The sequence below is a fragment of the Microbacterium sp. NPDC091662 genome (assembly GCF_044756705.1).
Taxonomy (GTDB): domain Bacteria; phylum Actinomycetota; class Actinomycetes; order Actinomycetales; family Microbacteriaceae; genus Microbacterium.
In genome coordinates this window covers 2,073,973-2,098,954 of sequence record NZ_JBIVTM010000001.1, presented here as the reverse complement: position 1 = coordinate 2,098,954, position 24,982 = coordinate 2,073,973, and the positions used below count along the sequence as shown (strand labels likewise).

Here is a 24,982-nt window from a genome sequence, read left to right as displayed (position 1 = left end):
GAGCCGGCCGCGCGCCGTCTCGAGCGCTCAGTCCAGATCGAACACCTCGACCTGACGGATCGTGACCTCGGCCTCCGCACGTACGCGGAGCGCCGGGGTCACGACCCGGTTCGTCAGGGTGAACGGCGTGGTGCGATCGCGAAGCAGATCCTCCTGATGCGTCGTCGTCACGGGAGTCCAGTTCGCGTCCGGTCCCAGGATCTCCCAGCACAGTGCAGACGAGTCCGAGGCTGACATCGTCGTCACGCTGAGGTCGCTGAGGCCGCGCGGCTCGGAGAACCGCCACCCGACCCATTCCCCGGGGCGGAGCGTGACGCCGGGATCGCCCGCCGGATCCCCGTCGTCGAAGACGCGCTCGGGGTGCGCGAACGCCGTGGAGGAGATGACCCCGCCCCCGGTCGATGTCAGGTCTGCGCGCCAGGATTCGAGTGTGTCGCGCGGAGTCGGCTCGCCCGTCTCGAGCGCGCACACCGGGTCGACGCCGAAGACCAGGTCGAGCACGGCGTCGCCGCCGAGAGCGTCGATCGGCAGCGTGGCCGAGGGCAGGGGGGCCCCGTCGAGTCGTGCCTCCTGCAGCACGTGGGCCGCGGGGGCGGTGCGTCGGGAACGGATGCGAAGGGTCGAGCCGTCGCCGCGATCCACGCGGATGTCGTCGAAGAGCGGAGATCCGATCCGCAGCCGTCCGGAGGCGAGCTCGAGCGGATAGAGTCCGAGCGCCGCCCAGAGCCACCACGCGCTCATCTCGCCGTTGTCCTCGTCGCCCGGGAAGCCCTGGCCGATGTGCGCGCCGGCGAACAGGCGTCCGGCGAGGTCGTGCACGAGCGGCCCCGTGCGCCACGGACGGTCGCTGAACGCGTACATGAAGGGGATGTGGTGGGCGGGCTGGTTGGAGATCGCGCACATCCCGGAACGCAGTGCCCTCGCCTCGCGCTGCTCGTGGATGACGGTGCCGTACGTGCCGCCGAATCGCTCGTCCGCGGTCTCCGGCTCCGCGAAGAGGGCGTCGAGGTGGCGTCCGAGGCCGACAGGGCCCCCGTGGAGATCCGCGAGGCCGGCTCCATCGTGCACGGCCCCGACCGACATGCCCCAGGCGTTCGTCTCGACGTTGTCTCCGCCCCAGGACCGCGGGTCGAATCCGGGGGTGGGCGCTCCTGCGTCGTCTCTTCCCCGGAAGAACCCCGTGCCGTCGTCGAACAGCGTGCGATACGACAGGGCTCGATTCGCGAAGTACCGGGCGAAGGCTCGATAGCGTGCGGATCCTGATTCTGAATCGGCGGCCAACTGCGCGGCGAAGCGGCCGAGGGCGGCATCGCTCACCGCGTTCTCGATGCTCCAGCTCATGCCCTCCGGCACCTCCGAGGCGATGTAACCGGTGAACCGGCCCCTCGCGATGCCCTTGCGTCCGCGGCGCGCATCCGGCCCCGGTTCGCAGGCGTTCCGCCATCCGCTCTCGAACGCGGTGATGCGATCGAAACCCGCGCCCCAGCGGGCGGCGTCGGCGAAGATCTGGTCGCTCGAGGTGCCGACCATGCTGTCGACGTACCCCGGGGCGCTCCACCGCGCCATCCAGCCTCCGCGGCGATACTGCTCGAGCTGCCCGTCGAGCAGCCTTCCCGTGAGAACCGGGTCGAGCAGTGCGAGCGCCGGCCACTCGGTGCGGTACGTGTCCCAATAGCCGTTGTTCACGACGAGCTCCCCGTCGACGGCCGGTGCGCCCTCGCCGGAGGGGCGTCGCGCGGCGAACACGTCGGCGAAGCGCCAGACGGGCACCTCTGCTGTCCCGGTGTTCTCGGCGGCGCTGTTGGGATACAGATGCATCCGGTGGAGGGCGGCCGCGATCCGGGAACGATGCTCCGCGTCGGCGAGCGTGCGATAGGGAAGGTCGGCGTCGGGCAGCGGCGGGATCGTCACGCGCGACAGCAGGCGATTCCACGAGGCGGCGCCGGCGTCGCGCAGCTCGTCGTAGGTGGTCTTCGGGGAAATCTCGGTCTCCAGGGCGTGCCTTGCCTGCTCCACCGACAGGAAGGATAGGCCGATCCGCACCTCGAGCGATCCGCGTCCGGCGACGTAGCCCGCGACCTTGCCGCGTCCGTCGTCATCGAGCGGGCCGTGCTCGGGAGCCCCCACGGCCCCCTGCGCGTCGCCCCTGGCAGGCAGGATGGCGCCCGCGAAGTAGCACCGGGGCGCATTGCCCCACTCCTCGGACCCTTCCGGGATCCACCCCTCGAATCCTCCGGCGTCCGTCCAGGCGAGACGCCCGTCGTCGGTGAGCTGGTCGATGACGAAGCCGACCGAGGCATCGGGGTCTGCGCTGTGCACGCGGAACACGGCTCCGTGTGCGGTCGCGGTCATCTCGACGCGCAGGCCGTCGCCGAGTTCCGCCGTGTACTCGTGCGGACGCGCGCGTTCGGAGCCGGGAGTGATCCACCGTCTGCGGCCGGCACGGTGCGAGGTGGGCGTGCCGAGGAACGGCATCAACTGCAGCACGGAACGATCGCCGATCCAGGGGCTCGGCTGATGGGAGAACTGCAGGGCTTCGAGGCGACGTCCCTGCGGGTCGTCGTGCACGAAGGGGCGGTAGGGCCAGCGCGAGTCCTCTGCATCGGTCGCCGGGGTGACGAACGTGAATCCATGAGGCAGGGCGACCGCAGGGATGGTGTTGCCGCGAGAGAATCGCGGGCTGGAATGCGAGCCGCGCCGGGTGTCGACCCGTTCGACGGGCCCGAGGTCGGGCGGCGTCGGCTTCCTCTCCTCGACCATGAGCTGCGCGAAACCCGTGCACCGAGCCGGGAGGCCCGCGGCGTCGCGAAGGGTTTCGGTGCCGAACACGAGCTCCACCACCCCGCTCCGGCGTGCGAAGGGGGCGAGTGAGACGGTGTCGGCGTTCCACTGCTCCGGCAGGCTCCACCGTGCGTCGAACTGGGCGCACGCCGTGACCGGGAAGTCGTAGCGGTCGCGCACAGCCGACGTCTCACTCAGTCGAGTGCCGTCGGAGAAGCGCACGTCGACCGTCACGGCGAGGGCCGCATGCGGTGTCATGGTCGCGCCGGGGCCGTCGGCGTAGAACGCCCAGTGCAGCACGGTGTCCGGCGTGATCTCGAGATCGTCGAACCCCGGCACGTCGACCCGCTGCTCGCCGACGGAGGGATCGAACGCGAAAGCGTGCACCGGGCCGGGCAGCACGCCCGACCGGGGGCGGGACGACGGGGGATCCGCCGGTCCGTCGGCCGGTGTGAGATGCACGGCGCTCACCCCTTGATCGCGCCCTCCTGCACGCCCTTGAAGAAGAAGCGCTGCGTGAACGAGAACATGATGACGATCGGCACGAGAGCGATCATGGTGCCGGCCGCGATCAGGCGCGGGTCGACCGAGAAGCTGCTGTTCAGATACGCCATTCCGACCGTCAGCGTGTACTTCGACGGGTCGGACAGCACGATCAGCGGCCAGAGGTAGTCGTCCCAGGCGCCGATGAACGCGAAGATCGCGACCACCGAGACCATGCCGCGGATGTTCGGCCACACGATGTGCCGGATGCGCTGCCAGGTCGTGGCGCCATCCACCGTCGCGGCATCCAGCACGTCCTTCGGGATCATGCGGCAGGCGGTCGCGATCAGCAGCACGTTCATCGCGCTGATCGCGCCGGGGAGGAAGACGCCCCAGAGGGTATCGGCCAGCCCCAGGGCGCGGATGGTGAGGAAGTTGCTCGTCACCGTGACCTCGCCGGGGAAGAGCAGTGTGGAGAGCAGGATGCCCATCACGATCCACTTGCCGCGGAACCTCATGCAACCCAGCGCGTAGCCGGCGAACGTGGCCAGGACCACGTTGCTGACGACGGTGCCGACCGAGACGAGGAGTGAGTGCCAGGCGTAGAGGTACACCGGGACGACGTCGGCGACCCTGGTGTAGTTCTGCAGCGTCGGCTCGCGCGGGATGAGCTCGGGCGGGAAGGAGTAGATGTTCTCCTGCGCCCCCTTGAACGAGGTCGACAGCTGCCACAGGAACGGGCCGATGACGATCACGAGGACGAAGAGGAGGAGGGCGTATCGGCCGATCAGCCCGCCGAGGGTCGGCTTGCTGAAGTCGCCGGAGCCGCGGCGGCGGAACATGCGCTCGCGGGTCGGGGCGGCCGATTTCTCGGAGGGGCGGACGTCTTCCGTCGCCCGGGGTGGCGTGAGCGTGCTCATGCGGAGACCTTCGCCTTCTTCTCGTGATTCATGACGGCGATCGCGATGAGCGGGATGAGGGTGAGCAGGAACAGTGCCACGCTGATGGCGGAGGCGTATCCGATGTTCCCGTTGAGTCCGGACCCCACCTGGCGGATGAGCATCACGAGCGACATGTCGTATCCGCCGGGGCCGCCCGTGCTCTTGGAGAGCACGTCGAGCTCGGCGAAGACCCGCATGGCGGACACGGCGATGAGCACCGAGATGAGCAGCATGGCTCCGCGCACGGAGGGGATGGTCACGGACAGGAACCGGCGGAACGAGCCGGCGCCGTCGAGCATCGCGGCCTCGTGCAGCTCCTTGCCGACGTTCCCGAGCGCCGCGAGATAGACGACCATGTAGTAGCCCAGGCCCTTCCAGACCGTGAGCAGGATGGCGCAACCGAGCAGCAGCCAGCGGTCGACGAGGAACGCCATCGGCTTGTCGATCAGCCCGAGGAACTCGAGCGTCTGGTTGATGATGCCGCGGCTGTCGAACAGCCAGGTCCAGATGAGGGCGACCACGACGACCGAGGCGATCACGGGGAAGTAGAACGTGGTGCGGAAGAACGAGATGCCGGGGAGCTTCTTCTGCACGAGCAGCGCCAGCAGCAGCGGGAGGATCGTGAGCAGCGGCACGCACACGACCACATAGATGAGGCACGTCGTCAGAGCGTTCCAGAACATCTCGTCGCCGAACATGCGCTCGTAGTTCGCCCCTCCCACGAACTCGGGCGTGCGCAGCGGTCGGGCATCGGTGAAGCTGAGGAAGACCGTGTTCAGGAACGGCCAGAGCGCGAACACCAGCACCCAGGCGACGGCGGGCCCGAGGAGCAGCCAGGGTGTGAACCACCGGTGGGATCTCATCGTCTTCCTGCCGGACCGGATGTCGGTGTTCGCGCGCATGGCTTACTTGTCCACGCGGTTGGCGTTGGCGTACTCGACGATCTTGTCGAGCTGGGTCTTCGAGTCCGCTTCGCCGTTCACGGCGAGGGCGATCTGCTGGGTCATGTACGTGGCCATGTCGGAGGTCCACTGGAAGGGCAGCGCCTTGGCATCCTTCATCGCCCCGAAGACCGTGTCGATCGCCGAGAGTTGCTTCTCATCGGTGACAGTGGAGGCGATGTTGTCGACGACCTCGTCGCCGCCTTCGGCCGTGCCGGGGGCGGTGCCGACGGCGAGCGACGAGAAGGCGACCTGGTTCTCCTGGTTCGTCGCGAACTCGGCGAACGCGAGGGCAGCCTCCTTGTTGTCGGAGTCGGCCGAGACGTTGAGACCCTGCACGTACAGGGGGGCGATGCCGAGTCGCGGAGTGGCCACCGTGTTCTCGAGCAGTGCCGGTGCATCCTTCTGCAGGTCGGTCGTGAAGCCGGTGCCGCCGGTCGTGAAGGCGACCTTCTCCTGGATGTACGCCTCGGCGTTCCCGCCGTAGTCGCCGGTCAGGGCCTCTGCGGGCATGGCCCCCGCCGCGTAGGCGTCGGCGTACTTGTCGATGATCGCGGCGGCCTCGTCGGTGTTGAAGTCGAACTCGCCCTTCTCGTCGATGACCTCCATGCCTGCGGCCGTGAACGTGTCGAGGGCCGGGATGGAGGAGAGCAGCTGCACCTTGCCACCGGATTCCGTCGCCACGTCCTCCGCGAGCGTGAGGAGCTCGTCGACCGTGGTCGGGAGGTTCTCCTGCGTGACGCCGAAGGGGGCGAGCTGGGCGAGGTTCCACCAGGACGCGTCGCTGGAGAGGTACCAGGGCAGGCCGTAGGTGCCCTCCATGCCCGGGTACTCGCTGTAGGCCTCCCACGCGCCGGTGTTGTAGGCCGACTTCAGGTCGGGGTCGGCGGTCTCCAGATCGACCAGCTTGCCTGCAGCCACCAGGGGGTAGGCGATGTCGGGCGGCAGGTTCAGCACATCGGGGAGGGTGTCGGCGTTCGCCTGGCTCAGGATCTTCTCCTGGTAGCCGTCGCCCGGCTGGTCGAGCCACTCGACCGTGACGTCGGGGTGCTCCTTCTCGAAGGCGTCGATGAGGTCTTCGAAGTAGGGCGTGAACTTCTCGTTCTTGAGCGACCACGTCTGGAACTGGATCGTGCCGCTCAGTTCGCCCGAGGTGTCGATGGGGCCCGAGGCGCCGGAGGATCCTCCGCCTCCCGTGCAACTCGTCAGCGCCAGAACGCCGATGCTGAATGCTGCCAGAGCGACAATGCGTGTGGGAACTTTCATCGTGCTTCTTCCTTGAGGCGGGCGAATCCGCGTGACGTCCGCAACAGCGGCCTGCGCAAATCGGGGACTACAACGCTTTAGCAGATGAAACCATCCGATTCCGTCCGTGTCAAGAAGCTCGGTGGCGCGAACTCTGTCCGCGTGCAGGGAGGGGGTGCGCCATGTGTTGCTCAAGCGTTATAGTGGTGCGAAATCCGTCCTCGCCGGAGGGCACGTCCGAAAGGCCTGACACATGACGCAGCGCGGCGCCCTCGATGCTCCTCTGAGGTTCGGGGCGAACTACACGCCGTCGAAGAACTGGATGCACTCCTGGCTCGACTTCACTCCCGACGACGTGCGCCGCGACTTCTCGGCTCTCGCCGAGCTCGGGCTCGACCACGTCAGGGTCTTCCCGCTGTGGACCGTGCTGCAGCCCAACCGCACGCTCATCCGCGAGAAGGCGATCGACGACGTGCGCGCCGTCGTCGACATCGCCGGCGAGTTCGGGATGGACGCCAGCATCGACGTGGTCCAGGGCCACCTCTCGAGCTTCGACTTCGTCCCCTCGTGGTTGTACACGTGGCACGACAAGAACATGTTCACCGATCCGCGGGCCCTCGAAGGTCAGGTCGCGCTCGTCGACCGGCTCGGGAGGGCACTGAGCGAGGCGCCGAACTTCCTCGGGCTGACGCTCGGCAACGAGACGAATCAGTTCTCGGCGCACACGCACCCCTCGCCATGGCCCGTCACGCAAGACGAGGCCGGTGGCTGGATCTCGGCCCTGCTGGCGGCGGCGGATGCGGCGGCCCCCGGGCTCCCGCACGTCCACAGCGAGTACGACGCGGTCTGGTACATGGACGGCCACGGTTTCACGCCGGCCCATGCCTCGCGACTGGGGGCCATGACCACGATCCACTCCTGGATCTTCAACGGCACCGCCCAACGCTACGGTGGACGCTCGGTCGCTTCCGACCGTCATGCCGAGTACCTGATCGAGCTCTCCCGCGCCTTCGCGACCGACCCCGACCGCGTCGTGTGGCTGCAGGAGGTCGGTGCCCCCTCGAACTGCCTCGCCGACGACGAGATGCCGGATTTCCTGGAGGCGACGGTGCGCTCCGCTGTGCGCACCGAGAATCTGTGGGGCATCACGTGGTGGTGCTCGCATGACGTGAGCCGTGACCTCGGCGACTTCCCCGAGCTGGAGTACACCCTCGGTCTGATCGGTCAGGACGGCGCGGCGAAGCCCATCGGCCGCCGGCTCGCCGAGATCATCCCCGAGCTGCGGCAACGGGTCGCGGCGCCCGCGAGGGACACCGCGATCGTGGTGGACGTGGATGAGCGCGAGGTTCCCGTGAGCCGAGCAGCGCTGAGCCCGGGCGGAGCGGTGTTCCAGGCCTGGGTCGACGCGTGTGCTGCAGGCCTCGATCCTGCACTGATCACGTCCCGTGACGCGCTCGATCCCACTGCGCTCGATGCGCGGGGGATCCGCCGGCTCATCCGTCCCGACGTATCGGCCGATGTCGTCGACCCCTACGGATCGGTCAACACCGTCGTTCCGAACTGACGGCGGCTCACCCGAGGCGTGCGGGCGGGGCCGTGCTCTCGCGCGCGGTGAGCACGGGCGTCGGTCCCTCGACGCTCGGCAGGTTGGCTCCCGCCTCGATCTGCTGCAGCAGGAGAGTGGCGGCGCGTTCGCCGAGCTCGAAGGTGTCGCGCGTCATCGCCGTGATCGAGGGGTTGATCAGACCGGCGATCACCGAGTCGTCGAACGAGGCCAGCGAGACGTCGCGCGGCACGGCGCGCCCCATCTCCTGCGCGACGCGGAGACCTGCGACCGCCATGACGTCGTTGTCGTAGACGATCGCCGTCGGGTGCTGTCGACCCGACAGCAGCGCCCGCGTCACGGCGGAGGCGCGTGCCGGCGAGAAGTCGGTGGTGATGACCTCGCCTTCGAGGCCGTCAGCGGTCATGCGCTCCAGCACCTCGGCGCGCAGTCGCGTGTGCTCGAGCTCGGCGGGGCCGGCGACGTAGGCGATGCGCGCGTGGCCGAGGGCGGCGAGGTAGGAGAACAGGGTCTCTGCGACCGTGTCGTCGCCGATCCAGACGCTCGGCACCGATCCTTCGGGGGAGGGCTCGGAACCGATCATGACGGCCCGGGCGTCGAGGGCTTCGATGCGTCCGACACGGGGGTCGTCGTCGCGTGGGTCGATGAAGATGAAACCGTCGACCTGGTTGGAGGAGCGCCACTGCCGGTGCACCTCCATCTCCTCCGCGATGTCGGCGACCAGCCGCAGCTGCAGGCTCACCTTGCTCTCGGACAGCCGCGACTCGATGCCCGCGATGAGGTCGGTGAAGAAGGCTTCGGAGCCGAGGGAGCGGGCAGGGCGGGCGAGGGCGAAGCCGACCGTGTTGGCGCGTGCGCCGACCAGGGCGCGAGCCGCGGAGCTCGGCTGCCAGCCGTTCTCCTCGACGATCGAGAGGATGCGCTGTCTGGTCTCGTCGCTCACACCGGGGCGGCCGTTCAGGGCGAAGGAGACGGCACCGGGGGAGACCCCAGCCATGCGCGCGATATCGGCGATCGTGACGCGTTTCGCCGGGCTCATAGTCCCTCACCCTACTTGATCGGTTTAGCCTCGGGAAAGCAGCCTTGATGTGCCCTAGACTCTTCCACTAGATCGCTTTAGTACAACAGATAGCATCAGTCACAGCGCATCACCCGCAGACCCGAATCAGCCCTCACCGTCGAGCCCGGAGACCCACCCATGCATGACGACACCTCGCTCACCGTCGGCCGCGTCAAGCGCGTGCTCGACGAGCGCATCCGCCCGGCGATCCACTCGGCCTCCGTGCCGCTGGACGTCGAGATCCATCAGCTGCCCGGCGAGCCGATCGCGCCCGCTGAGGGTATCGCGCTCGACTACGCGCCCGGCGCTGTCGGCGCTCCCTGGGGCCCCGCATGGGGGACCACCTGGTTCAAGCTCACCGGACGCGTGCCGGCTGAATGGGCGGGACGACGCGTCGAAGCTCTCATCGACCTCGGCTTCGACGTGAACATGACCGGTTTCCAGTGCGAGGCCCTCGCGTACCGACCGGGCCCTGCGGATTCCGACCCGATCCCGGTCAAGAGCATCAACCCGCGCAACCAGTGGGTCCCCATCGCCGAGACGGCAGCGGGCGACGAGCCGGTCGAGCTGTACCTCGAGGCGGCGTCGAACCCGGTGCTGCTCGACTACCACCCCTTCCTGCCGACGCAGGAGGGCGACATCCTCACCTCATCGAAGGAGCCGCTCTACCGCGCGCGGCGGATGGACCTGGCCGTGTTCGAGCAGGAGGTGTTCGATCTTTCCCTCGACCTCGAGGTGCTGTTCGAGCTGCAGGCCGAGCTGCCGGCGACGTCTCCCCGCCGCATGCGCATCCTGCAGGCTCTGGACGATGCCCTCGACGTGCTCGATCTGCAGCACATCGTGCAGACCGCGCCCGACGCCCGCGCCCGCCTCGCTGGCGTCCTGGCCGCACCCGCCGAGGCGAGTGCGCACCGCATCTCGGCCGTCGGGCACGCGCACATCGACTCGGCCTGGCTGTGGCCTGTGCGCGAGACGATCCGCAAGGTCGCGCGCACCACGTCGTCGATGACGACGCTCATCGAGGAGCAGCCCGAGTTCCAGTACGGCATGTCCAGCGCGCAACAGTACGCCTGGATCAAGGAGCACCGCCCCGAGGTGTGGGAGCGCGTCAAGGCCGCCGTCGCCGCCGGGCGCTTCCTGCCACTGGGCGGCATGTGGGTCGAGTCCGACACCGTGATGCCGACGGGCGAGTCGCTCGTGCGGCAGTTCTCGCACGGTCAGCGGTTCTTCGAGCGCGAGTTCGGCATTCGGTCGAAGGGCGTGTGGCTGCCGGACAGCTTCGGGTACTCGCCGGCCCTGCCGCAGTTGATGCGCCGTGCCGGGTTCGAGTGGTTCTTCACGCAGAAGATCTCGTGGAACCAGCAGAACGTCTTCCCGCACCACTCGTTCCTCTGGGAGGGCATCGACGGCTCGCAGGTCTTCACGCACTTCCCGTCGATGGACACCTACAACTCGCAGCTGAGCGGCATGGAGGTCGCGAAGGCGTCGCGCCAGTTCAAGGAGAACCGCCTCAGCTCGCGGTCGATCGCTCCGGTCGGCTGGGGCGATGGCGGCGGCGGCACGACGCGCGAGATGACGGGCAAGGCCGAGCGGCTGCGCGACCTCGAGGGCAGCGCGCAGGTGGTGTGGGAGCATCCGGACGTCTTCTTCGACGCCGCCAAGGCCGAGCTGCCGAACCCGGCCGTGTGGGTCGGCGAGCTCTACCTCGAACTGCACCGCGGCACGCTCACGAGCCAGCACGCCACGAAGGCGCTGCACCGCTGGGCCGAGCACGCGCTGGTGGAGGCCGAGCTGTGGGCGGCCACCGACGCCGTGCGCACCGGGGCCGCGTACCCGCAGGCCGAGCTCGACCGGCTCTGGCAGGCCGTGCTGCTGCACGAGTTCCACGACATCCTGCCCGGCACCTCGATCGCCTGGGTGCACCGTGAGGCCGTCGCGGTGCTGTCGGATGTGCTCTCGGACGCACGCGACATCGCGGATGCCGCTCGCCGTTCGCTCGCCGGCGAGGGGGATCGCGAACTGCGGTTCGAGCCGACGTCGGTCGGGCGTGGACGCGCCCTCGGGGCGGCCTTCGTGGCCGAGCCCACGGCGGCGCCGGTGTCGCTCACCGAGGAGGACGGCGGCTGGCGCCTGGAGAACGAGCTCGTCTCGGTGCGGGTGTCGGGCGAAGGCCTGATCGTCTCGGCGGTCGACAAGTCCACCGGCCGTGACGCCGTCGCGCCGGGCAAGGCGGCGAACCTGTTCCAGCTGCACCAGGACTTCCCGAACATGTGGGACGCGTGGGACATCGACCGGTACTACCTGGGCAGCGTCGATGACCTCACCGCGGTCTCGTCGATCGAGGCCTCGGTCGTGAACGGCGTCGCGCAGATCGTGGTCGTCCGTCCGTTCTCGGAGTCGACCATCACGCAGACGATGCTCCTCGCTCCGGATTCGCGGACCGTGCTGCTGCGCAACGAGGTCGACTGGCACGAGACCGAGAAACTGCTCAAGCTCGCCTTCCCGCTCGACATCCAGGCCGCGCACACCGAGGCCGAGACCCAGTTCGGCTACCAGTCGCGTGTGACGCACACCAACACCAGCTGGGAGGTCGCGAAGTTCGAGACCTCGATGCACCGCTTCGTGCTGGTGCGCGAGCAGGACTTCGGCGTCGCGCTCGTGAACGACTCGATCTACGGGTACGACACGTCGCGCGAGGTGTCGGACGACGCGGTGGCGACGACCGTTCGCCTCTCGCTGCTGCGGGCGCCGCGCTTCCCCGACCCCGACACCGACCACGGCCACCACGAGATCGAGGTGGGCTTCGTGATCGGTGCGGATGCCGCGATCGCCACGGCCGAGGGCATCCGGATCAACGCCCTCCCGACGACCGTGCGGGGCGCCCGCGAGGTCGAGCCGCTGGTGTCGGTGCAGGGTGAGGGGATCGTGGTGTCGGCCGTCAAGCTCGCGGACGACGGCTCCGGCGACGTGATCGTGCGCGTGTACGAGGCGCTCGGCCGGCGCACGGTCGGCGAGCTGTCGGTCGGGTTCGCACACCGCGAGGTGCGTGAGGTGAGCCTGATCGAGGATGACATCGACGACGCGCGGATCGGTGGTGAGCTGCGGTTGCGGCCGTTCGAGGTGCGGACGCTGCGCATCGTGCGCTGAGAAGAGGCGCCGGATCAGGCGGAGGCGCGGGATCAGGCGAAGCGCCCGTGTAACTGCCTGATCTCGCGTAAGTGCCTGATCTCGCGTGCGTGCGTGCGTGCGTGCTGGCGTGCGTGCGTGCGTGCGTGCTGGCGTGCGTGCGTGCGTGCGTGCGTGCCTGACCCGCGTGCGCATCGCGCGCTGAAGGGGGACGCTGGCCTGTTGTGGCGACCGGGCATTGCAGCGGCGGGCGACCGGGAGGACGATGGCGGGATGGTGAGCATCGAGGATGTGCGCACGATCGCCCTCGCCCTTCCCGGCGCCGAGGAGTCGGTGAGTGGACACACGGGTGAGGCCGCCTGGCGGCTGAAGAGCGGACAGTTCGCGTGGCTGCGCGGTCCGAGTGCGACCGACCTGCGGCAGCTCTCCGAGCTCGGGCGGGAGTGGCCCTCCGGCGAGGTGCTCGCGGTGCGCGTCGCCGACCTCGAGGAGAAGGAGGCGCTGCTCGCCGCCGAACCCGACGCCCTGTTCACGATCCCGCACTTCGACGGCTACCCCGGATTGCTCGTGCGTCTCGACGCGGTCGACCGCGACCGGCTCGCGGAGATCATCACCGACGCCTGGCTGGTGCGGGCCCCCGCCCGGGTGGCGAAGGAGTGGCTGGGGGAGCGCGGTCTGGAGTGAGAGAGGCGCGGACGTGGACGTCGGCCCGCGTCGGACCTAGTTCGATACGGTCAAGAACGGGCGTGCGGCGTCGAGGAAGGTGCGAGGCTCATCAGCCCAGAGCCTGATGCTCGTGATCTCGTGTGCCCCTCCGCGCGGAGCGAGCCCGGGGAGCGAGATCGTGATCGGGCGTTCCAGCTCGATCTCGATGTTCGTCTCGTCCTGCATTCTCTCGGCATACTCGGTGTGGTCGCCGCGCACCGTCACGCGGGGTTGCTTCGGCTCGTCGACGCGCTTCGAGATCGCCACCGACGCGACCGCCTCCCACGGGATGGCGACATCGATCTCGAGGCCGCTGCGCACCTGGAAGCCCTCGGGGCCCACCGTGTGCGGGCGCAGGAGCATCGCGCACAGGAGCCCGGCCATCCACGTCAGTCCCCAGATCCCGAGGATCAGGATCGGGATGCGCACCGCAGGCCAGGGGTGCACGATCAGATCGAGGATCGGTATCTCGACGGCGGAGAGCACGATGAAGATGATGAGGATGGTCAGTACCGGGCGGTGATACCCGATCCCGGTTCCTCCGGCGGGAATGGCCGGGCGGCAGGCGATCGCACGACCGATGCTCGAGTAGACGCGGATCTCGGCGCGGAGGGCGCGGCGGAGCATGTCGAGCACGCGGGTGGTGGGGGACGGCCGCACCACCGGTGCCGCGGGTGGCCCAGCGGGGGTGTGCCCGAGCTGGGCGGGGTCGCCGGTCATGGTGTGCCGCCCGCCTGGGCCACGAGTGTTCCGAGGCGGTCGGCGATCGCGGTGATGCCTCGTTCCACCGTGTCCCGATCCTCCGGGGCGACGGCTTCGAGCAGAGTCGCGTTGAGGTCGGAGTGCTCCTTCTGCATCTGCGTCATCGTCTCGGCCGCCGAAGCCGTCAACTCGACGAGCACGGCCCGGCGGTCGGACGGGTGCGGCGTGCGACGCACATGACCGGATGCTTCGAGTGCATCGACGAGTCCGGTGATGTTGCGCGGGGTGACCTCGCACAGGCGAGCGAGTTCCCGCTGCGTCGACGGTCCCGCATGCTGCAGGGTCCAGAGCAGGTGCACGCGCGCCGTGGTGAGTCCGGTGCCCTCGAACGCGCGCGCCATATCCCTCTGGAACAGGTCGCCGATCTGGAGGAGGCGATCGAGGAGGAGGAGATCCATATTCGTGATGCTACTACATTGTTACCTTGCTTCACTATCTAGAGGTGGGAAGAACGGGGAGCGCGGGCTGGAGTGATGCGCTAGAACGGGAGCATGACCTCAGACGTGACGGGCATCGGTGGCCTCTTCTTCCGCAGCAGGGATCCGGAGGCGAGGGCCGCCTGGTATCAGGAGCATCTCGGGATCAGCGCCGGTCACACCGGCATCTGGCAGCAGGAGGCGGGGATGACCGTGTTCGCGCCGTTCCCTGCCGACAGCGACTACTTCGCCGCCGACCAGCAGTTCATGCTGAACCTGCGCGTGGCCGACATCGAGCAGCTCGCCGCGCGGCTGGAATCCGAGGGCATCCCCGTGGAGCGCCGCGACGATTGGAACACCGAGGAGTACGGGACGTTCGCGCGCATCCACGATCCGGAAGGTCTCGCGATCGAGCTGTGGCAGCCGCCGGCGGAGTCGGACTGATCCACCCGTCGGCAAGCGGGCGCTCTCAGCTCCGCAACGCGCTCTCGGCCGTGTGCATCGCGACGGTGCCGTCGGCCAGGGTATGCCGCTGCTCGGGAGAGTCGCGGAAGAAGGAGACGACGGCAGCCACCGCCGCCGGGTCGGAGCCCAGGTGATGTGCATCGACGATCACGGGTGCACGTCCCGCGACCGAGACCGCCAGCTTCGGCCCGTAGGGCCCGACGGGTGTGACGGTGCCGATCTCCTCCCAGGAGGCCTCGAGCGGCGCGGATCTGCGCACCCCGTGGAGGCCGCGCTCGTCGACCGCGAGGCCGAGCGGCCGGCGAAGTGACATGACCTCTCGCCCGAGACTGACGAGGGAGACGGCCGCGAGGAGGTACGGTCCCCAATCGAGCAGGCGGCTGCTCATCGTCGGAAGGCCCAGGATCTGGACCAGGTAGGTCATGGCGGCGGGAAGGAGGCCTGCCATGGGGATAAGCCACTGAGTGGTACGTACTCCGCAGGGCGGCGCGAACCGCAGCGGGCCGGTCGCAGCGATCCGGATGAGGCGTTCACGCATTGACCGGACCCAGAACCAGAGCGCGACCGCGAGCGTCGCGGCGTACACGGTCAGCGAGAGCAGGACAAGCCGGAAACCCGGGCGTGCGTCCACGACGGCCAGTAGCAGAGGCACCAGCGGAAGGACACCGACAACCACGAGCGCCGCGGTCGGGAAGCGGCCGTTCGGATGGACTGACCGCGATCCGTCGACGATGCGCGGAGAACGAGCGACAGTGTTCATCGGCATCCGTTCAGCCTGCCAGCTGGGGCGGTTGCCAGAAGCGCGTGCCGTCCGCCAGCCACTCGTCGATCGACTCGCGAGCATCGATCGGCAGATAGAGCACCGGCGGAACGATCGTGCCGGCGGCCGGCTCGCTCCGGTGGTTAGTCCACATCTCGTTACCCCCTGGGTTGCGGAACTGCCCAGATCCTCTTCGAGGGTGTGCCTCAGGCGGGATCGAGTCGCAGCACGTCGGGCGATTCGCCCCCCGTGAGGTCGTCGGCGATGCGGAGGCTGCGCGCGAGATCGTCGAGCGCACCGATCAGCGTGCCGAACCGCTCCTTGTCGCTGCACACCGCCGTCAGCGTCACCAGGTGCGTCCCCGTGTCCCAGGTGTACGTCGCGAACGGCGGCGACGCCGGCGACGGAGGCATCGGGACGAGCAGCTTCTCGCCCACGCCGAGCCGGGTCGGGAACGACTCGGTGTCGTCGTAGTCCATCGGCATCGAGGCCCGGGCGATGCGCACATCCGGCGTCAGCACCTGTGCGGTCGCCATCGCCACGACCAGCTCGGGCTCGGCCTTCCACGTCCAGACGAGCACGCGTCCGTCCGCCCGCTTCATGAGCATCGGCGCTGCCTGACTCATCGCCCACGCGCCGAACTTCGAGCCGGGGCGCTCTGTCGCCCCCATGGCGGCGTTGACCTGGCCGAGCAGCATCCGGATCGCGGCTTTGCGATGCCGGCGGCCCTTCCAGCCGAGCGAGTCCGTCACGGGAATCCACAGCTGGGAATCGGCGTCGGCAGTCAGTCGCATGGCTCCACGGTATCGGCTGCACCTGGGGGATGCCCGGTACGCCTCGGCCGCGCGATCAGGGCCCTCGGGTAGAGTGGCCAGCGCCCGACCAGGGCTTTCCCTTGGCCGCCACATCGTAAGGCAGCATGTCTGTGACCTCCTCCGACGATCCGATCGATCCGTCGAGCGGCCCCGCCGCCGAACCCGCGCCCCGACCGTTGAAGATCGTGATCGGCTGCGACACGTTCGCGCCCGACATCAACGGCGCCGCCCGCTTCGCCGAGCGTCTCGCCGCCGGCCTCGTGCAGCGCGGCCATGACGTGCATGTCGTCGCCCCCAACCAGGCCTACCGTCGCGCGCAGCCGCACACCGAGGTGATCGAGGGCGAGCCGATGACTCTGCACCGGCTGCCGTCGGTGCGCTGGGCGCCGCACGACTGGCTGCGGTTCGTGTGGCCCTGGCGTTCGAAGCACTACGCCCGCAAGGTCATCGACCAGGTGCAGCCCGATGTCGTGCACATCCAGTCGCACATCGTGATCGGTCGTGGCCTCGCGTACGTGGCCCACGAGCGCGGCATCCCCGTCATCGCCACGAACCACGTCATGGCCGAGAACATCCTCGACCACACGACCATGCCGAAGTTCATCGACGACATGGTGCTCAAGTTCGCCTGGGCCGACGCGAAGCGCACCTTCGATCTGACGCGCGCGATCACCACGCCCACCCGTCGCGCCGCCGACTTCCTCGAGAAGACCGTCGAGGTGAAGGGCGTCATCCCCGTCAGCTGCGGCATCGATCGCACGCAGTACACGCCGGTGATCGCCCCGCGCGAGAAGAACCGGATCATCTTCGTCGGCCGACTCACCGCCGAGAAGCAGGTCGAGGTCATCCTCAAGGCGATGACGAAGCTCGACCCGGCACTCGACACGACGTTCGACATCGTCGGCGGTGGCGACCAGCGCAAGCAGCTGGAGCACCTGACCGCGCAGCTCGGGCTCACCGACCGGGTGACCTTCCACGGCCGCACGAGTGATGAGGATCTCCGTGCGCTGCTGTCGCGAGCGAGCCTGTTCGTGATCGCCTCGATCGCCGAGCTGCAGTCCATCGCGACCATGGAGGCGATGGCCTCTGCCCTGCCGATCGTCGCCGCCGACGCCGTCGCCCTCCCGCACCTCGTGCACGACGGCGAGAACGGCTACCTGTTCGAGCCGGGGAATGTCGATGAGCTCGCCGCGCGCCTGACCGACGTGCTCACCGCGGAACCCGCGGAGTACGAGCGGATGCAGCGTGCCTCCCTCGACGGAGTCGCCATCCACGACATCAACCGCACCCTCGACACCTTCGAGGCGCTGTACCGCGACGCGCCACTGCCGGAGTAGCCCCCATGCACGGTATCCCCATCCGATCACGCCGCGGTGACGCGTCGGCGGCGGAGTGACACGCATGCACATCGTCTTCTTCGGCGATCAGCACCTCGACTCCCTCGGCGGGGCCCAGGTGTCGATGCGGCTCCAGCGGGAGTTCCTCGAACGCGCCGGTCACGTCGTCACGGTCGTCGCTCCGAAGATGCACGGGTCGCGTACCTCGTCCAGCTCCCACCGCGGGGCGTACATCGACCTGCCTTCGATGCCGATCACGACGGATCGCGAGTACGCGATGAGCTGGCCGGGACGCGCGACCGACCGCTTCCTCGACAAGGCGATGACCCGCAGGCCCCCGGTGGATCTCGTGCATGTGCAGGCCGACTTCTGGGGCGCGTTCATCGGGCACCGCTACGCGCAGCGCCACGGTGTCCCGGTCGTGCACACCATGCACAACCGCGTCGACGTCGGCATCGCCGCCGTCACTCCGCTGCACGGGCCGGTGCTCGCGGCGCTGAACATCTGGCGCCGCATCGCGATGCGCGGGATCGGAGCCCCTGTGTCCGGCGCCGACGGCTGGGCATTCCTGCGCGGGCTCGCCGCTGGGGCATCTGCCGTCACCGCGCCGTCGACCCACTTCGCCCGCCGCCTCGAACGACACGATGTGTTCCCCCACGTGGACGTGATCTGGAACGGCATCGACGACGACCTCCGCGCGCAGACGCTCGCCGCGGGACCTGCCGAACGTGCGCCGGGACGACCGCGCTTCGTCTGGCTCGGGCGGATGAGCCCCGAGAAGCGCCTCCTGCCGTTCCTGGAAGCGTTCGTCGCGTCCGGCATCGATGCGGATCTGGAGATCATCGGCGGGGGAGGGCAGCATTCCGCCGCCGAGAAGATCGTGCGCGGGCGCGATGGCGTCCGATTCGCCGGACGCCTCACCTACCCGCAGACCCTGGCACGGATCGCCGCAGCCGACGCGCTCGTGCAGACGTCGATCGGCTTCGAGACCCAGGGTATGACTCCGTTCGAGGCGGCCACGCTCGGAACTCCCTCGGTGATCTGCGACCCCGACATCGCGGCAGAGCTCGGCGGCGGACTCTGGGCCGTTCCGGATGCCGAGGAGTCGGCGAGCGGACGGGTGCGCGAAGCTCAGCGCACGTCCGCACTCGCCGAGACGCTGCGGCAGGCCGCATCCGACATCGCCGCGGGCACGGCGCCCACCCCGCTCCCCGACGTGGCCGAGGCCTTCCGGCAGTCGTCGCGCACGGCGGCGATGGTCGAGGTCTACGAGCGGGTGCGCGCCGGAGGCTGAGCCGGCGCCGCGTCAGAGGTACTGGTACAGGCCGATCGTGAGCCCGGTGAAGGCGATCCCGATGGCCCCCGCCCCCGCGATTCCGATGGCGATGCCCGTGAGCAGTCGATTCGCGGAGCGGCGCAGCGCGATCAGCCCCAGCACAAGGGCGACGGCATAGGCGAAGAAGCTGAGGACGCCGATGCCGTTGTCGAACGCGAGCATGAACTCGAATCCGCCATCACCGCCGTAGACGAACGGCCGGGCGACGGAGCTGAACAGGTTGACGGCGAGAGTGGCCACCGCGATCACGAACGCCGCGACCCCGACCGGGTTGCCGGTGCGGGTCTGCGCCGCGGGCGTGGCCGGGCCGGGGAACGAGGGTTGCGCCGCCGCGTGCGTCTGCCACCCGGGTGCGGGCACCGGATACGCCGTCGGAATTGCCGTCGAGGAGGGCACGGAGGCGTCGGGCGCGGGCGTGGGGTGCTGCTGTGGCGGAGCCGAGTGCTGTGGCGGAGCCGGGTGCTGTGGCGGAGCCGGGTGCTGTAGCGAGGCCGGGTACTGCTGTTGCGCGGCGGGATACTGCGGTGCGGCGGGCAGATGCGCGGGCGGAACGGGGGGCTGCTGTGGCTCGCTCATGACCACGAGCGTAGCTTCGGCCGCGGTGGGGCGCACGCGCGTGAATCTTCGGATGCTGCGCCCGAAAGCCGTCCCGGCCGCCGGTGCGACGATCAGCGGTAGACGTGCCCGGACTCGGCCTGGTGGCCGACCTCGTGGCCGTCGATCCGTTTCCAGTCGGTGGGGGTGCGGCGGTAGCCGTCGCGGCGCAGTTCGATGACGGTGGCGACGGTGGCCCACGCGGCGAGGGCGAGAAGTGCGATGACGAGTATCATGGCAGAAACGCTACGTTCGATGTCAGACGGCCACGAGTGGCAGAATAGACTATCAACGTACGAAAACTGCCAATCGGGAGCGTGTGCATGAAGACGGTCGCCTGCGTCATCCAAGACGGGTTCGCGCCCTTCGAGTTCGGTGTGGCCTGCGAGGCGTTCGGCCTCGACCGCGCCGACGACGGAGTGCCCAACTTCGATTTCCGCATCGTCGCTCCCCATGCCGGCGTGGTGAAGTCCAAGATCGGCTTCTCGGTCAACGTCGAGCACGACCTCTCCTTCGCCTACGAAGCCGACCTCGTCGTGTTCTGCCCGCTCCCACGTGAGAGCTGGGGCGAGATCGATCCCCTCCTGCTCGACCTCGCCCGCCAGGCGGTGGCGCGCGACGCCTGGGTGATGAGCGTGTGCAGCGGCTCGTTCATCCTCGCCGCCGCGGGAGTGCTCGACGGTCGTCGCGCCACCACGCACTGGATGTACGCGCACGTCATGGCGGACATGTACCCGCAGATCGACATCGACCCCGACGTGCTGTTCGTGCAGGACGGCAAGATCATCACGAGCGCCGGCACGGCCGCCGGGATCGACGCCTGTCTGCACCTGCTGCGGCAGGAGGTGGGGGCGGAGCTCACCAATCGCATCGCCCGCCGCATGGTGGTGCCGCCGCAGCGTGACGGCGGACAGGCGCAGTTCATCGATCGCCCGATCCCCGTGGTTCCCACCGACTCGCTCGCGGCCGTCGCCGATTGGGCGGTCGAGCACCTGCGTGACGACCTCGGTGTCGATCAGCTGGCGGCCAGAGCGCTGATGTCGCCGCGCACCTTCGCCCGCCGCTTCAAAGCCGAGTACGGCGCGACGCCGGCGGCGTGGCTCGCCCGGCAGCGCATCATCCACGCGCAGCGGATGCTGGAGCGCACCGACCTGCCGCTCGAGCACATCGCCGACGAGTGCGGGTTCGGTTCGGCGGCCGTGCTCCGGCAGAACTTCGCGCGGGTGCTCGGCCTCACCCCCACGGCCTACCGCGCGCGCTTCTCCTGTGCGGAGGAATCGGCGGTCCCTGCGGCCTGAGCGGCTATCCGTTCTTGGCCTGCCCGCTACGCGTCCGTGTCGGCGATCCGCTCATCGGTCCAGTGGGCCGGCGAGGGGAGCGCGACATCGCGCACGTCCACACCGTCGCCGCTCACCGAGGCGATGCAGTACAGCAGTGACTGCGTCGGGTAGCCGTGCGGACGATTGTCGCGGATGATCGCCCTGTCGTCCTCCGGAGGCAGCGCGGTGGAGGAGGCGAGCAGCGCGGTCCACTCCGCCGTCCAGTCGTCGCTGTCGGCCGTCGGACCCAAGGCGCGGAACTCCGGCAGCCAGGCTTCGATCCGGGGGGTGGTCGCATCGTCGAGGTCATCGTGCGCGATCATGTGCGTGCCGGGATCGATGGCGGTCTCGCGCAGCTCGACACCGTCCCACGACAGCACCCGCGCACCCTCGGGCCGCACCTCGAGCAGGTTGAAGCCGTGCATGGACAGCGGTGCGACGGGAGAGCGGCCCATGACCGATTCCAATGCGAGAGCGCCACGAGAGACGGCACGCGCCGCGGGGAGGTCGCCCACGTCGGCCCGGTTCAGCAGCACGGCGAGTCGACGTTCGGCGGGGTTCGAAGCGAGCCAGGCGCCGCCGGCTCGGCGATCGCGGATGCCGACCACGCCGGGGTAGTCCACCGGCCACCAGGCCCCGAGGGAGTCCCACGCCCGCAGCGGGTCTTCGTCGCGGACCGCGAGAAGTCGTGCGGAGCCGGCATTCTCGACATCGATCACGACCGTGCACACGGGTGCAAGTCTAGGTCGAGGATGAGACGTCGGCCCACGGCGGCGGATGCTGGGGCAGAATCGAGACGTGAACATCGTCGTCGGAGTCACGGGCGGCATCGCCGCGTACAAGACGGTGCACCTCGTGCGCCTGCTCACGAAGGCCGGTCATGATGTGACCGTGGTGCCCACCGAAGATGCGCTGCGCTTCGTGGGCCTGCCCACGTGGGAGGCGATCAGCCGGCACCCGGTCACCACGAGCGTGCACGACGACGTGGCGAAGGTGCGGCACGTGGCACTCGGCCAAGCTGCTGAGCTCGTGATCGTGGCACCAGCGACGGCGAACTCCATCGCGAAGATCACCGCGGGTCTCGCGGACGACCTGCTGGGCACGACGCTGCTCGCCACCGAGGCGCCCGTGCTGGTCGCGCCGGCGATGCATGCGGAGATGTGGCGGAATCGGGCGACGCAGGCGAACATCGCCACGCTGCGCGAGCGCGGCGTCCACATCGTCGGTCCGGCCGACGGCGAGCTCGCCGGTGGCGACAGCGGGCCCGGACGCATGTCGGAGCCGGAGGAGATCTTCGCCGCGGCGCAGGCGCTTCTGGCCCCCGGCGACCTCGCCGGGGTGCGGGTCGTGGTGTCTGCCGGCGGCACGCGCGAGCCGATCGACCCGGTGCGTTTCCTGGGCAACCGCTCCAGCGGCCGGCAGGGAGCGGCGCTCGCCGCAGAAGCCGCCGCACGCGGTGCCGAGGTGACCCTGGTGTCGGCTCACATCGCCGGTGACGTGCTCGCCGAGGCGCGGCATCCGTCTATCCGCATCGTGCACGTCGGTTCCGCCTCCGAGCTCGCCGAGGCGATGAAGCGCGCGGCCGCAGAGGCCGACGTCGTCGTGATGGCGGCGGCCGTCGCCGACTACCGGCCGGTGCAGGTGTCGGACCGCAAGCTCACCAAGGAGGGTGGCGGAGTGCCGGCCATCGAGTTGATCGAGAACGAGGACATCGTGGCGGCGCTCGCCGCGGCTCGGCGACCGGGGCAGCTCATCGTCGGCTTCGCCGCGGAGACTCCGCAGGACGAAGCCGAGTTGCTCGCCCGCGCGCGCGGCAAGCAGCAGCGCAAGGGTGTCGACCTGCTCGTGGTGAACGAGGTCGGGTGGGAGCGCGGGTTCGAGTCCACAGAGAACACCGTGCACATCCTCGGGCCGCGCGGTGTCGACGCCGGGGTGGCATCGGGGTCGAAACGCGCGGTAGCGGCAGCGATCTGGGACGCCGTCGAGCGGGAGCGCTGATCGCGTGGAGTGGAGGAGAACGCGGGCGAGTGTTAAACTTGAGTCAACATCACTCAACTTTGATCCCGTCTCCCGATCCGGCAGGCGGGAGACGACCAGAAGGAGCATCTCCAGGAGGAGCACATGACCACCCCGCAGACCGGTAACCAGAATCAAGACCAGCAGTCCGCCCTCGAGCAGTTCGGCATCAACCTCACCGACCGTGCCCGCGAGGGCAAGCTCGACCCCGTGATCGGACGCGACAGCGAGATCCGTCGCGTCAGCCAGGTGCTCACCCGCCGCACGAAGAACAACCCCGTGCTGATCGGTGAACCCGGCGTCGGCAAGACCGCCGTCGTCGAAGGGCTCGCTCAGCGCATCGTCGCCGGCGACGTCGCCGAATCCCTCAAGGACAAGGAGCTGGTCACCCTCGACATCTCCGCCCTGGTGGCCGGCGCCATGTACCGAGGGCAGTTCGAGGAGCGGCTGAAGCAGGTCCTCAAGGAGATCACCGAGTCCGACGGGCAGGTCATCACCTTCATCGACGAGCTGCACGTGCTGATGGGCGCCGGCGGTGGCGAGGGGTCGGTCGCGGCCTCCAACATGCTCAAGCCCATGCTGGCCCGCGGCGAGCTGCGCCTGATCGGCGCGACCACGCTCAACGAGTACCGCGAGTTCATCGAGAAGGACGCCGCTCTCGAGCGCCGCTTCCAGCAGGTGTACGTGGGTGAGCCCACGGTCGAAGACACGATCGCGATCCTCCGCGGACTCAAGGGCCGGTACGAGGCGCACCACGGGGTCACGATCTCCGACAGCGCTCTCGTCGCCGCCGCCGCGCTCTCGAGCCGGTATCTGCCTGCACGCCAGCTTCCCGACAAGGCGATCGACCTGATCGACGAGTCGATGTCGCGACTCAAGATGGAGATCGACTCTTCTCCGGTCGAGATCGACCAGCTCAAGCGTCAGGTCGACCGCATGAAGCTCGAAGAGCTCGCTCTCAAGCGGGAGAAGGACGCCGCCTCCAAGGAGCGTCTGAGCGCGCTGCGCGAGCAGCTCGTCGGCATGGAGAAGCAGCTCGCCGAGCTCGAGGCCCGCTGGGCACGCGAGCGTCAAGGGCTGAACCGTGTCGGTGAGCTGAAGAAGCAGCTCGACGACGCGATCACCCAGCGCGACCTCGCCATGCGCAACGCCGACTACACGAAGGCCTCGAAGCTGGAGTACGAGACCATCAAGCGTCTGGAGCGCGACATCGCCGAGGCCGAGCAGGCCGAGGCCGCGACTCCGGCAGAACCCCGCATGGTCAACGAGCAGGTCACCGACGAGGACATCGCCGCCGTGATCGCCGCGTGGACCGGCATTCCCGTCGGCCGTCTGCTGCAGGGCGAGAGCGAGAAGCTGCTGCACCTGGAGAACGAGCTCGGCAAGCGTCTGATCGGCCAGAAGGATGCTGTCAAGGCGGTGTCGGATGCCGTGCGCCGCTCGCGCGCCGGCATCAGCGACCCCGGTCGACCGACCGGATCCTTCCTTTTCCTCGGCCCCACCGGTGTCGGAAAGACCGAGCTGGCCAAGGCGCTGGCGGAGTTCCTCTTCGACGACGAGCACGCCATGGTGCGCATCGACATGTCGGAGTACGGCGAGAAGCACTCGGTCTCGCGACTCGTCGGTGCGCCTCCAGGGTACGTCGGCTACGAGCAGGGCGGTCAGCTGACCGAAGCCGTGCGTCGTCGTCCGTACAGCGTGATCCTGCTCGACGAGGTCGAGAAGGCGCACCCCGAGGTGTTCGACGTGCTGCTGCAGGTGCTCGACGACGGTCGCCTGACCGACGGTCAGGGCCGAACGGTCGACTTCTCGAACGTGATCCTGATCCTCACGTCGAACCTGGGATCGCCGATCCTCATCGACCCGGTGCTCGCACCCGACGAGAAGCGCGATCAGGTCATGGCCCTCGTGCGGCAGGCGTTCCGTCCGGAATTCCTGAACCGTCTCGACGACATCGTGATGTTCTCGGCCCTGAGCGAGGACGACCTCGCCCAGATCGTGGAGCTCTCGGTCGACCAGCTGCATGACCGGCTGCGTGACCGCCGCCTCACGCTCGCCGTCACCCCCGACGCACGGGCCTGGCTCGCCGAGCGCGGATACGACCCCATGTTCGGTGCGCGACCGCTGCGCCGCCTCATCCAGAGCGAGGTGCAGAACAAGCTCGCCACCGCACTGCTCTCGGGCAACGTGCACGACGGCGACACGGTGCGGGTCGACGTGGCGGCCGATGGGGCGGGCCTCGTGCTCACCTCGACGACGCCCGACCCCGAGCCGGAAGAAGACGACGTGATCGAGGCCGAACTGCTCGATGACTGA

22 protein-coding genes are annotated in these 24,982 nt (G+C 69.0%); 9 read left to right on the top strand and 13 right to left on the bottom strand.

What is annotated here, in order from left to right; translation table 11 throughout:
• Positions 1-27: 27 nt before the first annotated feature.
• From ACIQLD_RS10275 to ACIQLD_RS10260, 4 genes are read right to left on the bottom strand one after another with little or no spacing between them, the layout of a single operon-like run.
• Entirely contained in the window at positions 28-3,243 is a 3,216-nt protein-coding gene (locus ACIQLD_RS10275) for a GH92 family glycosyl hydrolase (RefSeq protein ID WP_402607915.1), read from the bottom strand.
• A 5-nt stretch (positions 3,244-3,248) separates the two neighbouring features.
• The gene (locus tag ACIQLD_RS10270; protein ID WP_402607914.1) at positions 3,249-4,184 is read right to left on the bottom strand and encodes a carbohydrate ABC transporter permease; all 936 of its coding nucleotides are present in this window, start codon (positions 4,182-4,184) and stop codon (positions 3,249-3,251) included.
• The gene (locus tag ACIQLD_RS10265) at positions 4,181-5,068 is read right to left on the bottom strand and encodes a carbohydrate ABC transporter permease (protein WP_402607913.1); all 888 of its coding nucleotides are present in this window, start codon (positions 5,066-5,068) and stop codon (positions 4,181-4,183) included. The genes ACIQLD_RS10270 and ACIQLD_RS10265 overlap by 4 nt, the downstream gene beginning before the upstream one ends.
• A 42-nt stretch (positions 5,069-5,110) precedes the next feature.
• The gene (locus ACIQLD_RS10260) at positions 5,111-6,412 is read right to left on the bottom strand and encodes an ABC transporter substrate-binding protein (RefSeq protein ID WP_402607912.1); all 1,302 of its coding nucleotides are present in this window, start codon (positions 6,410-6,412) and stop codon (positions 5,111-5,113) included.
• Between the two features lie 232 nt (positions 6,413-6,644).
• Between ACIQLD_RS10260 and ACIQLD_RS10255 the strand changes: the two genes are divergently transcribed.
• Positions 6,645-7,955, top strand: coding sequence for a glycosyl hydrolase (locus ACIQLD_RS10255; protein ID WP_402607911.1), 1,311 nt, complete (start codon positions 6,645-6,647; stop codon positions 7,953-7,955).
• Positions 7,956-7,962: 7 nt separating this feature from the next.
• On the opposite strand, the gene ACIQLD_RS10250 is transcribed toward ACIQLD_RS10255, so the two are convergent.
• Complete coding sequence (locus ACIQLD_RS10250) at positions 7,963-8,994, bottom strand: LacI family DNA-binding transcriptional regulator (RefSeq protein ID WP_402607910.1); 1,032 nt, start codon at positions 8,992-8,994, stop codon at positions 7,963-7,965.
• Positions 8,995-9,153: 159 nt separating this feature from the next.
• Here ACIQLD_RS10250 and ACIQLD_RS10245 point away from each other — a divergent pair, with 159 nt between their 5' ends.
• Positions 9,154-12,162, top strand: coding sequence for an alpha-mannosidase (locus ACIQLD_RS10245; protein WP_402607909.1), 3,009 nt, complete (start codon positions 9,154-9,156; stop codon positions 12,160-12,162).
• Positions 12,163-12,414: 252 nt separating this feature from the next.
• A complete protein-coding gene (locus ACIQLD_RS10240) occupies positions 12,415-12,825 on the top strand; it encodes an MmcQ/YjbR family DNA-binding protein (protein WP_402607908.1) in 411 nt (136 codons plus the stop codon).
• 36 nt (positions 12,826-12,861) lie between these two features.
• Here the strand turns inward: ACIQLD_RS10240 and ACIQLD_RS10235 are convergent, their stop codons facing one another.
• Both ACIQLD_RS10235 and ACIQLD_RS10230 read right to left on the bottom strand, forming a co-directional pair.
• Positions 12,862-13,566: a hypothetical protein gene (locus tag ACIQLD_RS10235; protein WP_402607907.1), complete on the bottom strand. Its 705-nt coding sequence runs from the start codon at positions 13,564-13,566 to the stop codon at positions 12,862-12,864.
• Complete coding sequence (locus ACIQLD_RS10230) at positions 13,563-14,006, bottom strand: MarR family winged helix-turn-helix transcriptional regulator (protein WP_402607906.1); 444 nt, start codon at positions 14,004-14,006, stop codon at positions 13,563-13,565. The genes ACIQLD_RS10235 and ACIQLD_RS10230 overlap by 4 nt, the downstream gene beginning before the upstream one ends.
• Before the next feature lie 93 nt (positions 14,007-14,099).
• On the opposite strand from ACIQLD_RS10230, the gene ACIQLD_RS10225 reads away from it, so the two are divergent.
• On the top strand, positions 14,100-14,468 hold the full coding sequence (locus ACIQLD_RS10225) for a VOC family protein (RefSeq protein WP_402607905.1): 369 nt from the start codon (positions 14,100-14,102) through the stop codon (positions 14,466-14,468).
• Between the two features lie 25 nt (positions 14,469-14,493).
• Here ACIQLD_RS10225 and ACIQLD_RS10220 read toward each other — a convergent pair whose 3' ends face one another.
• Genes ACIQLD_RS10220 through ACIQLD_RS10210 form a run of 3 tightly spaced genes read right to left on the bottom strand, consistent with a single transcriptional unit; the run spans position 14,494 to position 16,043 of the window.
• Positions 14,494-15,249 carry a hypothetical protein gene (locus ACIQLD_RS10220; protein ID WP_402607904.1) on the bottom strand — a complete coding sequence of 252 codons (756 nt, stop codon included), beginning with the start codon at positions 15,247-15,249 and terminating at the stop codon, positions 14,494-14,496.
• Between the two features lie 10 nt (positions 15,250-15,259).
• Positions 15,260-15,403, bottom strand: coding sequence for a hypothetical protein (locus tag ACIQLD_RS10215; protein ID WP_402607903.1), 144 nt, complete (start codon positions 15,401-15,403; stop codon positions 15,260-15,262).
• A 52-nt stretch (positions 15,404-15,455) separates the two neighbouring features.
• Positions 15,456-16,043: a hypothetical protein gene (locus tag ACIQLD_RS10210; RefSeq protein ID WP_402607902.1), complete on the bottom strand. Its 588-nt coding sequence runs from the start codon at positions 16,041-16,043 to the stop codon at positions 15,456-15,458.
• 125 nt (positions 16,044-16,168) lie between these two features.
• Here ACIQLD_RS10210 and ACIQLD_RS10205 point away from each other — a divergent pair, with 125 nt between their 5' ends.
• Together ACIQLD_RS10205 and ACIQLD_RS10200 are read left to right on the top strand one after the other, a co-directional pair.
• On the top strand, positions 16,169-17,401 hold the full coding sequence (locus ACIQLD_RS10205; RefSeq protein ID WP_402607901.1) for a glycosyltransferase: 1,233 nt from the start codon (positions 16,169-16,171) through the stop codon (positions 17,399-17,401).
• A 64-nt stretch (positions 17,402-17,465) separates the two neighbouring features.
• A complete protein-coding gene (locus ACIQLD_RS10200) occupies positions 17,466-18,695 on the top strand; it encodes a glycosyltransferase family 4 protein (RefSeq protein ID WP_402607900.1) in 1,230 nt (409 codons plus the stop codon).
• Between the two features lie 12 nt (positions 18,696-18,707).
• Here the strand turns inward: ACIQLD_RS10200 and ACIQLD_RS10195 are convergent, their stop codons facing one another.
• Together ACIQLD_RS10195 and ACIQLD_RS10190 are read right to left on the bottom strand one after the other, a co-directional pair.
• The gene (locus ACIQLD_RS10195) at positions 18,708-19,313 is read right to left on the bottom strand and encodes a hypothetical protein (protein WP_402607899.1); all 606 of its coding nucleotides are present in this window, start codon (positions 19,311-19,313) and stop codon (positions 18,708-18,710) included.
• Between the two features lie 92 nt (positions 19,314-19,405).
• A complete protein-coding gene (locus ACIQLD_RS10190; RefSeq protein WP_402607898.1) occupies positions 19,406-19,567 on the bottom strand; it encodes a hypothetical protein in 162 nt (53 codons plus the stop codon).
• 87 nt (positions 19,568-19,654) lie between these two features.
• Between ACIQLD_RS10190 and ACIQLD_RS10185 the strand changes: the two genes are divergently transcribed.
• Entirely contained in the window at positions 19,655-20,629 is a 975-nt protein-coding gene (locus ACIQLD_RS10185; RefSeq protein WP_402607897.1) for a GlxA family transcriptional regulator, read from the top strand.
• Between the two features lie 26 nt (positions 20,630-20,655).
• On the opposite strand, the gene ACIQLD_RS10180 is transcribed toward ACIQLD_RS10185, so the two are convergent.
• Positions 20,656-21,381: a hypothetical protein gene (locus ACIQLD_RS10180; RefSeq protein ID WP_402607896.1), complete on the bottom strand. Its 726-nt coding sequence runs from the start codon at positions 21,379-21,381 to the stop codon at positions 20,656-20,658.
• A 67-nt stretch (positions 21,382-21,448) separates the two neighbouring features.
• Between ACIQLD_RS10180 and coaBC the strand changes: the two genes are divergently transcribed.
• Both coaBC and ACIQLD_RS10170 read left to right on the top strand, forming a co-directional pair.
• Positions 21,449-22,648: a bifunctional phosphopantothenoylcysteine decarboxylase/phosphopantothenate--cysteine ligase CoaBC gene (gene coaBC, locus ACIQLD_RS10175; RefSeq protein ID WP_402607895.1), complete on the top strand. Its 1,200-nt coding sequence runs from the start codon at positions 21,449-21,451 to the stop codon at positions 22,646-22,648.
• Between the two features lie 123 nt (positions 22,649-22,771).
• Positions 22,772-24,982, top strand: coding sequence for an ATP-dependent Clp protease ATP-binding subunit (locus ACIQLD_RS10170; RefSeq protein ID WP_402607894.1), 2,211 nt, complete (start codon positions 22,772-22,774; stop codon positions 24,980-24,982).

Bases quoted from the DNA above. Each gene is read 5' to 3' on its own strand.
- ACIQLD_RS10270 (WP_402607914.1), bottom strand. From the start codon at position 4,184: ATGAGCACGCTCACGCCACCCCGGGCGACGGAAGACGTCCGCCCCTCC.
- ACIQLD_RS10265 (WP_402607913.1), bottom strand. From the start codon at position 5,068: ATGAGATCCCACCGGTGGTTCACACCCTGGCTGCTCCTCGGGCCCGCC.
- ACIQLD_RS10260 (WP_402607912.1), bottom strand. From the start codon at position 6,412: ATGAAAGTTCCCACACGCATTGTCGCTCTGGCAGCATTCAGCATCGGC.
- ACIQLD_RS10255 (WP_402607911.1), top strand. From the start codon at position 6,645: ATGACGCAGCGCGGCGCCCTCGATGCTCCTCTGAGGTTCGGGGCGAAC.
- ACIQLD_RS10250 (WP_402607910.1), bottom strand. From the start codon at position 8,994: ATGAGCCCGGCGAAACGCGTCACGATCGCCGATATCGCGCGCATGGCT.
- ACIQLD_RS10245 (WP_402607909.1), top strand. From the start codon at position 9,154: ATGCATGACGACACCTCGCTCACCGTCGGCCGCGTCAAGCGCGTGCTC.
- ACIQLD_RS10240 (WP_402607908.1), top strand. From the start codon at position 12,415: ATGGTGAGCATCGAGGATGTGCGCACGATCGCCCTCGCCCTTCCCGGC.
- ACIQLD_RS10235 (WP_402607907.1), bottom strand. From the start codon at position 13,566: ATGACCGGCGACCCCGCCCAGCTCGGGCACACCCCCGCTGGGCCACCC.
- ACIQLD_RS10230 (WP_402607906.1), bottom strand. From the start codon at position 14,006: ATGGATCTCCTCCTCCTCGATCGCCTCCTCCAGATCGGCGACCTGTTC.
- ACIQLD_RS10225 (WP_402607905.1), top strand. From the start codon at position 14,100: ATGACCTCAGACGTGACGGGCATCGGTGGCCTCTTCTTCCGCAGCAGG.
- ACIQLD_RS10220 (WP_402607904.1), bottom strand. From the start codon at position 15,249: ATGAACACTGTCGCTCGTTCTCCGCGCATCGTCGACGGATCGCGGTCA.
- ACIQLD_RS10215 (WP_402607903.1), bottom strand. From the start codon at position 15,403: ATGTGGACTAACCACCGGAGCGAGCCGGCCGCCGGCACGATCGTTCCG.
- ACIQLD_RS10210 (WP_402607902.1), bottom strand. From the start codon at position 16,043: ATGCGACTGACTGCCGACGCCGATTCCCAGCTGTGGATTCCCGTGACG.
- ACIQLD_RS10205 (WP_402607901.1), top strand. From the start codon at position 16,169: ATGTCTGTGACCTCCTCCGACGATCCGATCGATCCGTCGAGCGGCCCC.
- ACIQLD_RS10200 (WP_402607900.1), top strand. From the start codon at position 17,466: ATGCACATCGTCTTCTTCGGCGATCAGCACCTCGACTCCCTCGGCGGG.
- ACIQLD_RS10195 (WP_402607899.1), bottom strand. From the start codon at position 19,313: ATGAGCGAGCCACAGCAGCCCCCCGTTCCGCCCGCGCATCTGCCCGCC.
- ACIQLD_RS10190 (WP_402607898.1), bottom strand. From the start codon at position 19,567: ATGATACTCGTCATCGCACTTCTCGCCCTCGCCGCGTGGGCCACCGTC.
- ACIQLD_RS10185 (WP_402607897.1), top strand. From the start codon at position 19,655: ATGAAGACGGTCGCCTGCGTCATCCAAGACGGGTTCGCGCCCTTCGAG.
- ACIQLD_RS10170 (WP_402607894.1), top strand. From the start codon at position 22,772: ATGACCACCCCGCAGACCGGTAACCAGAATCAAGACCAGCAGTCCGCC.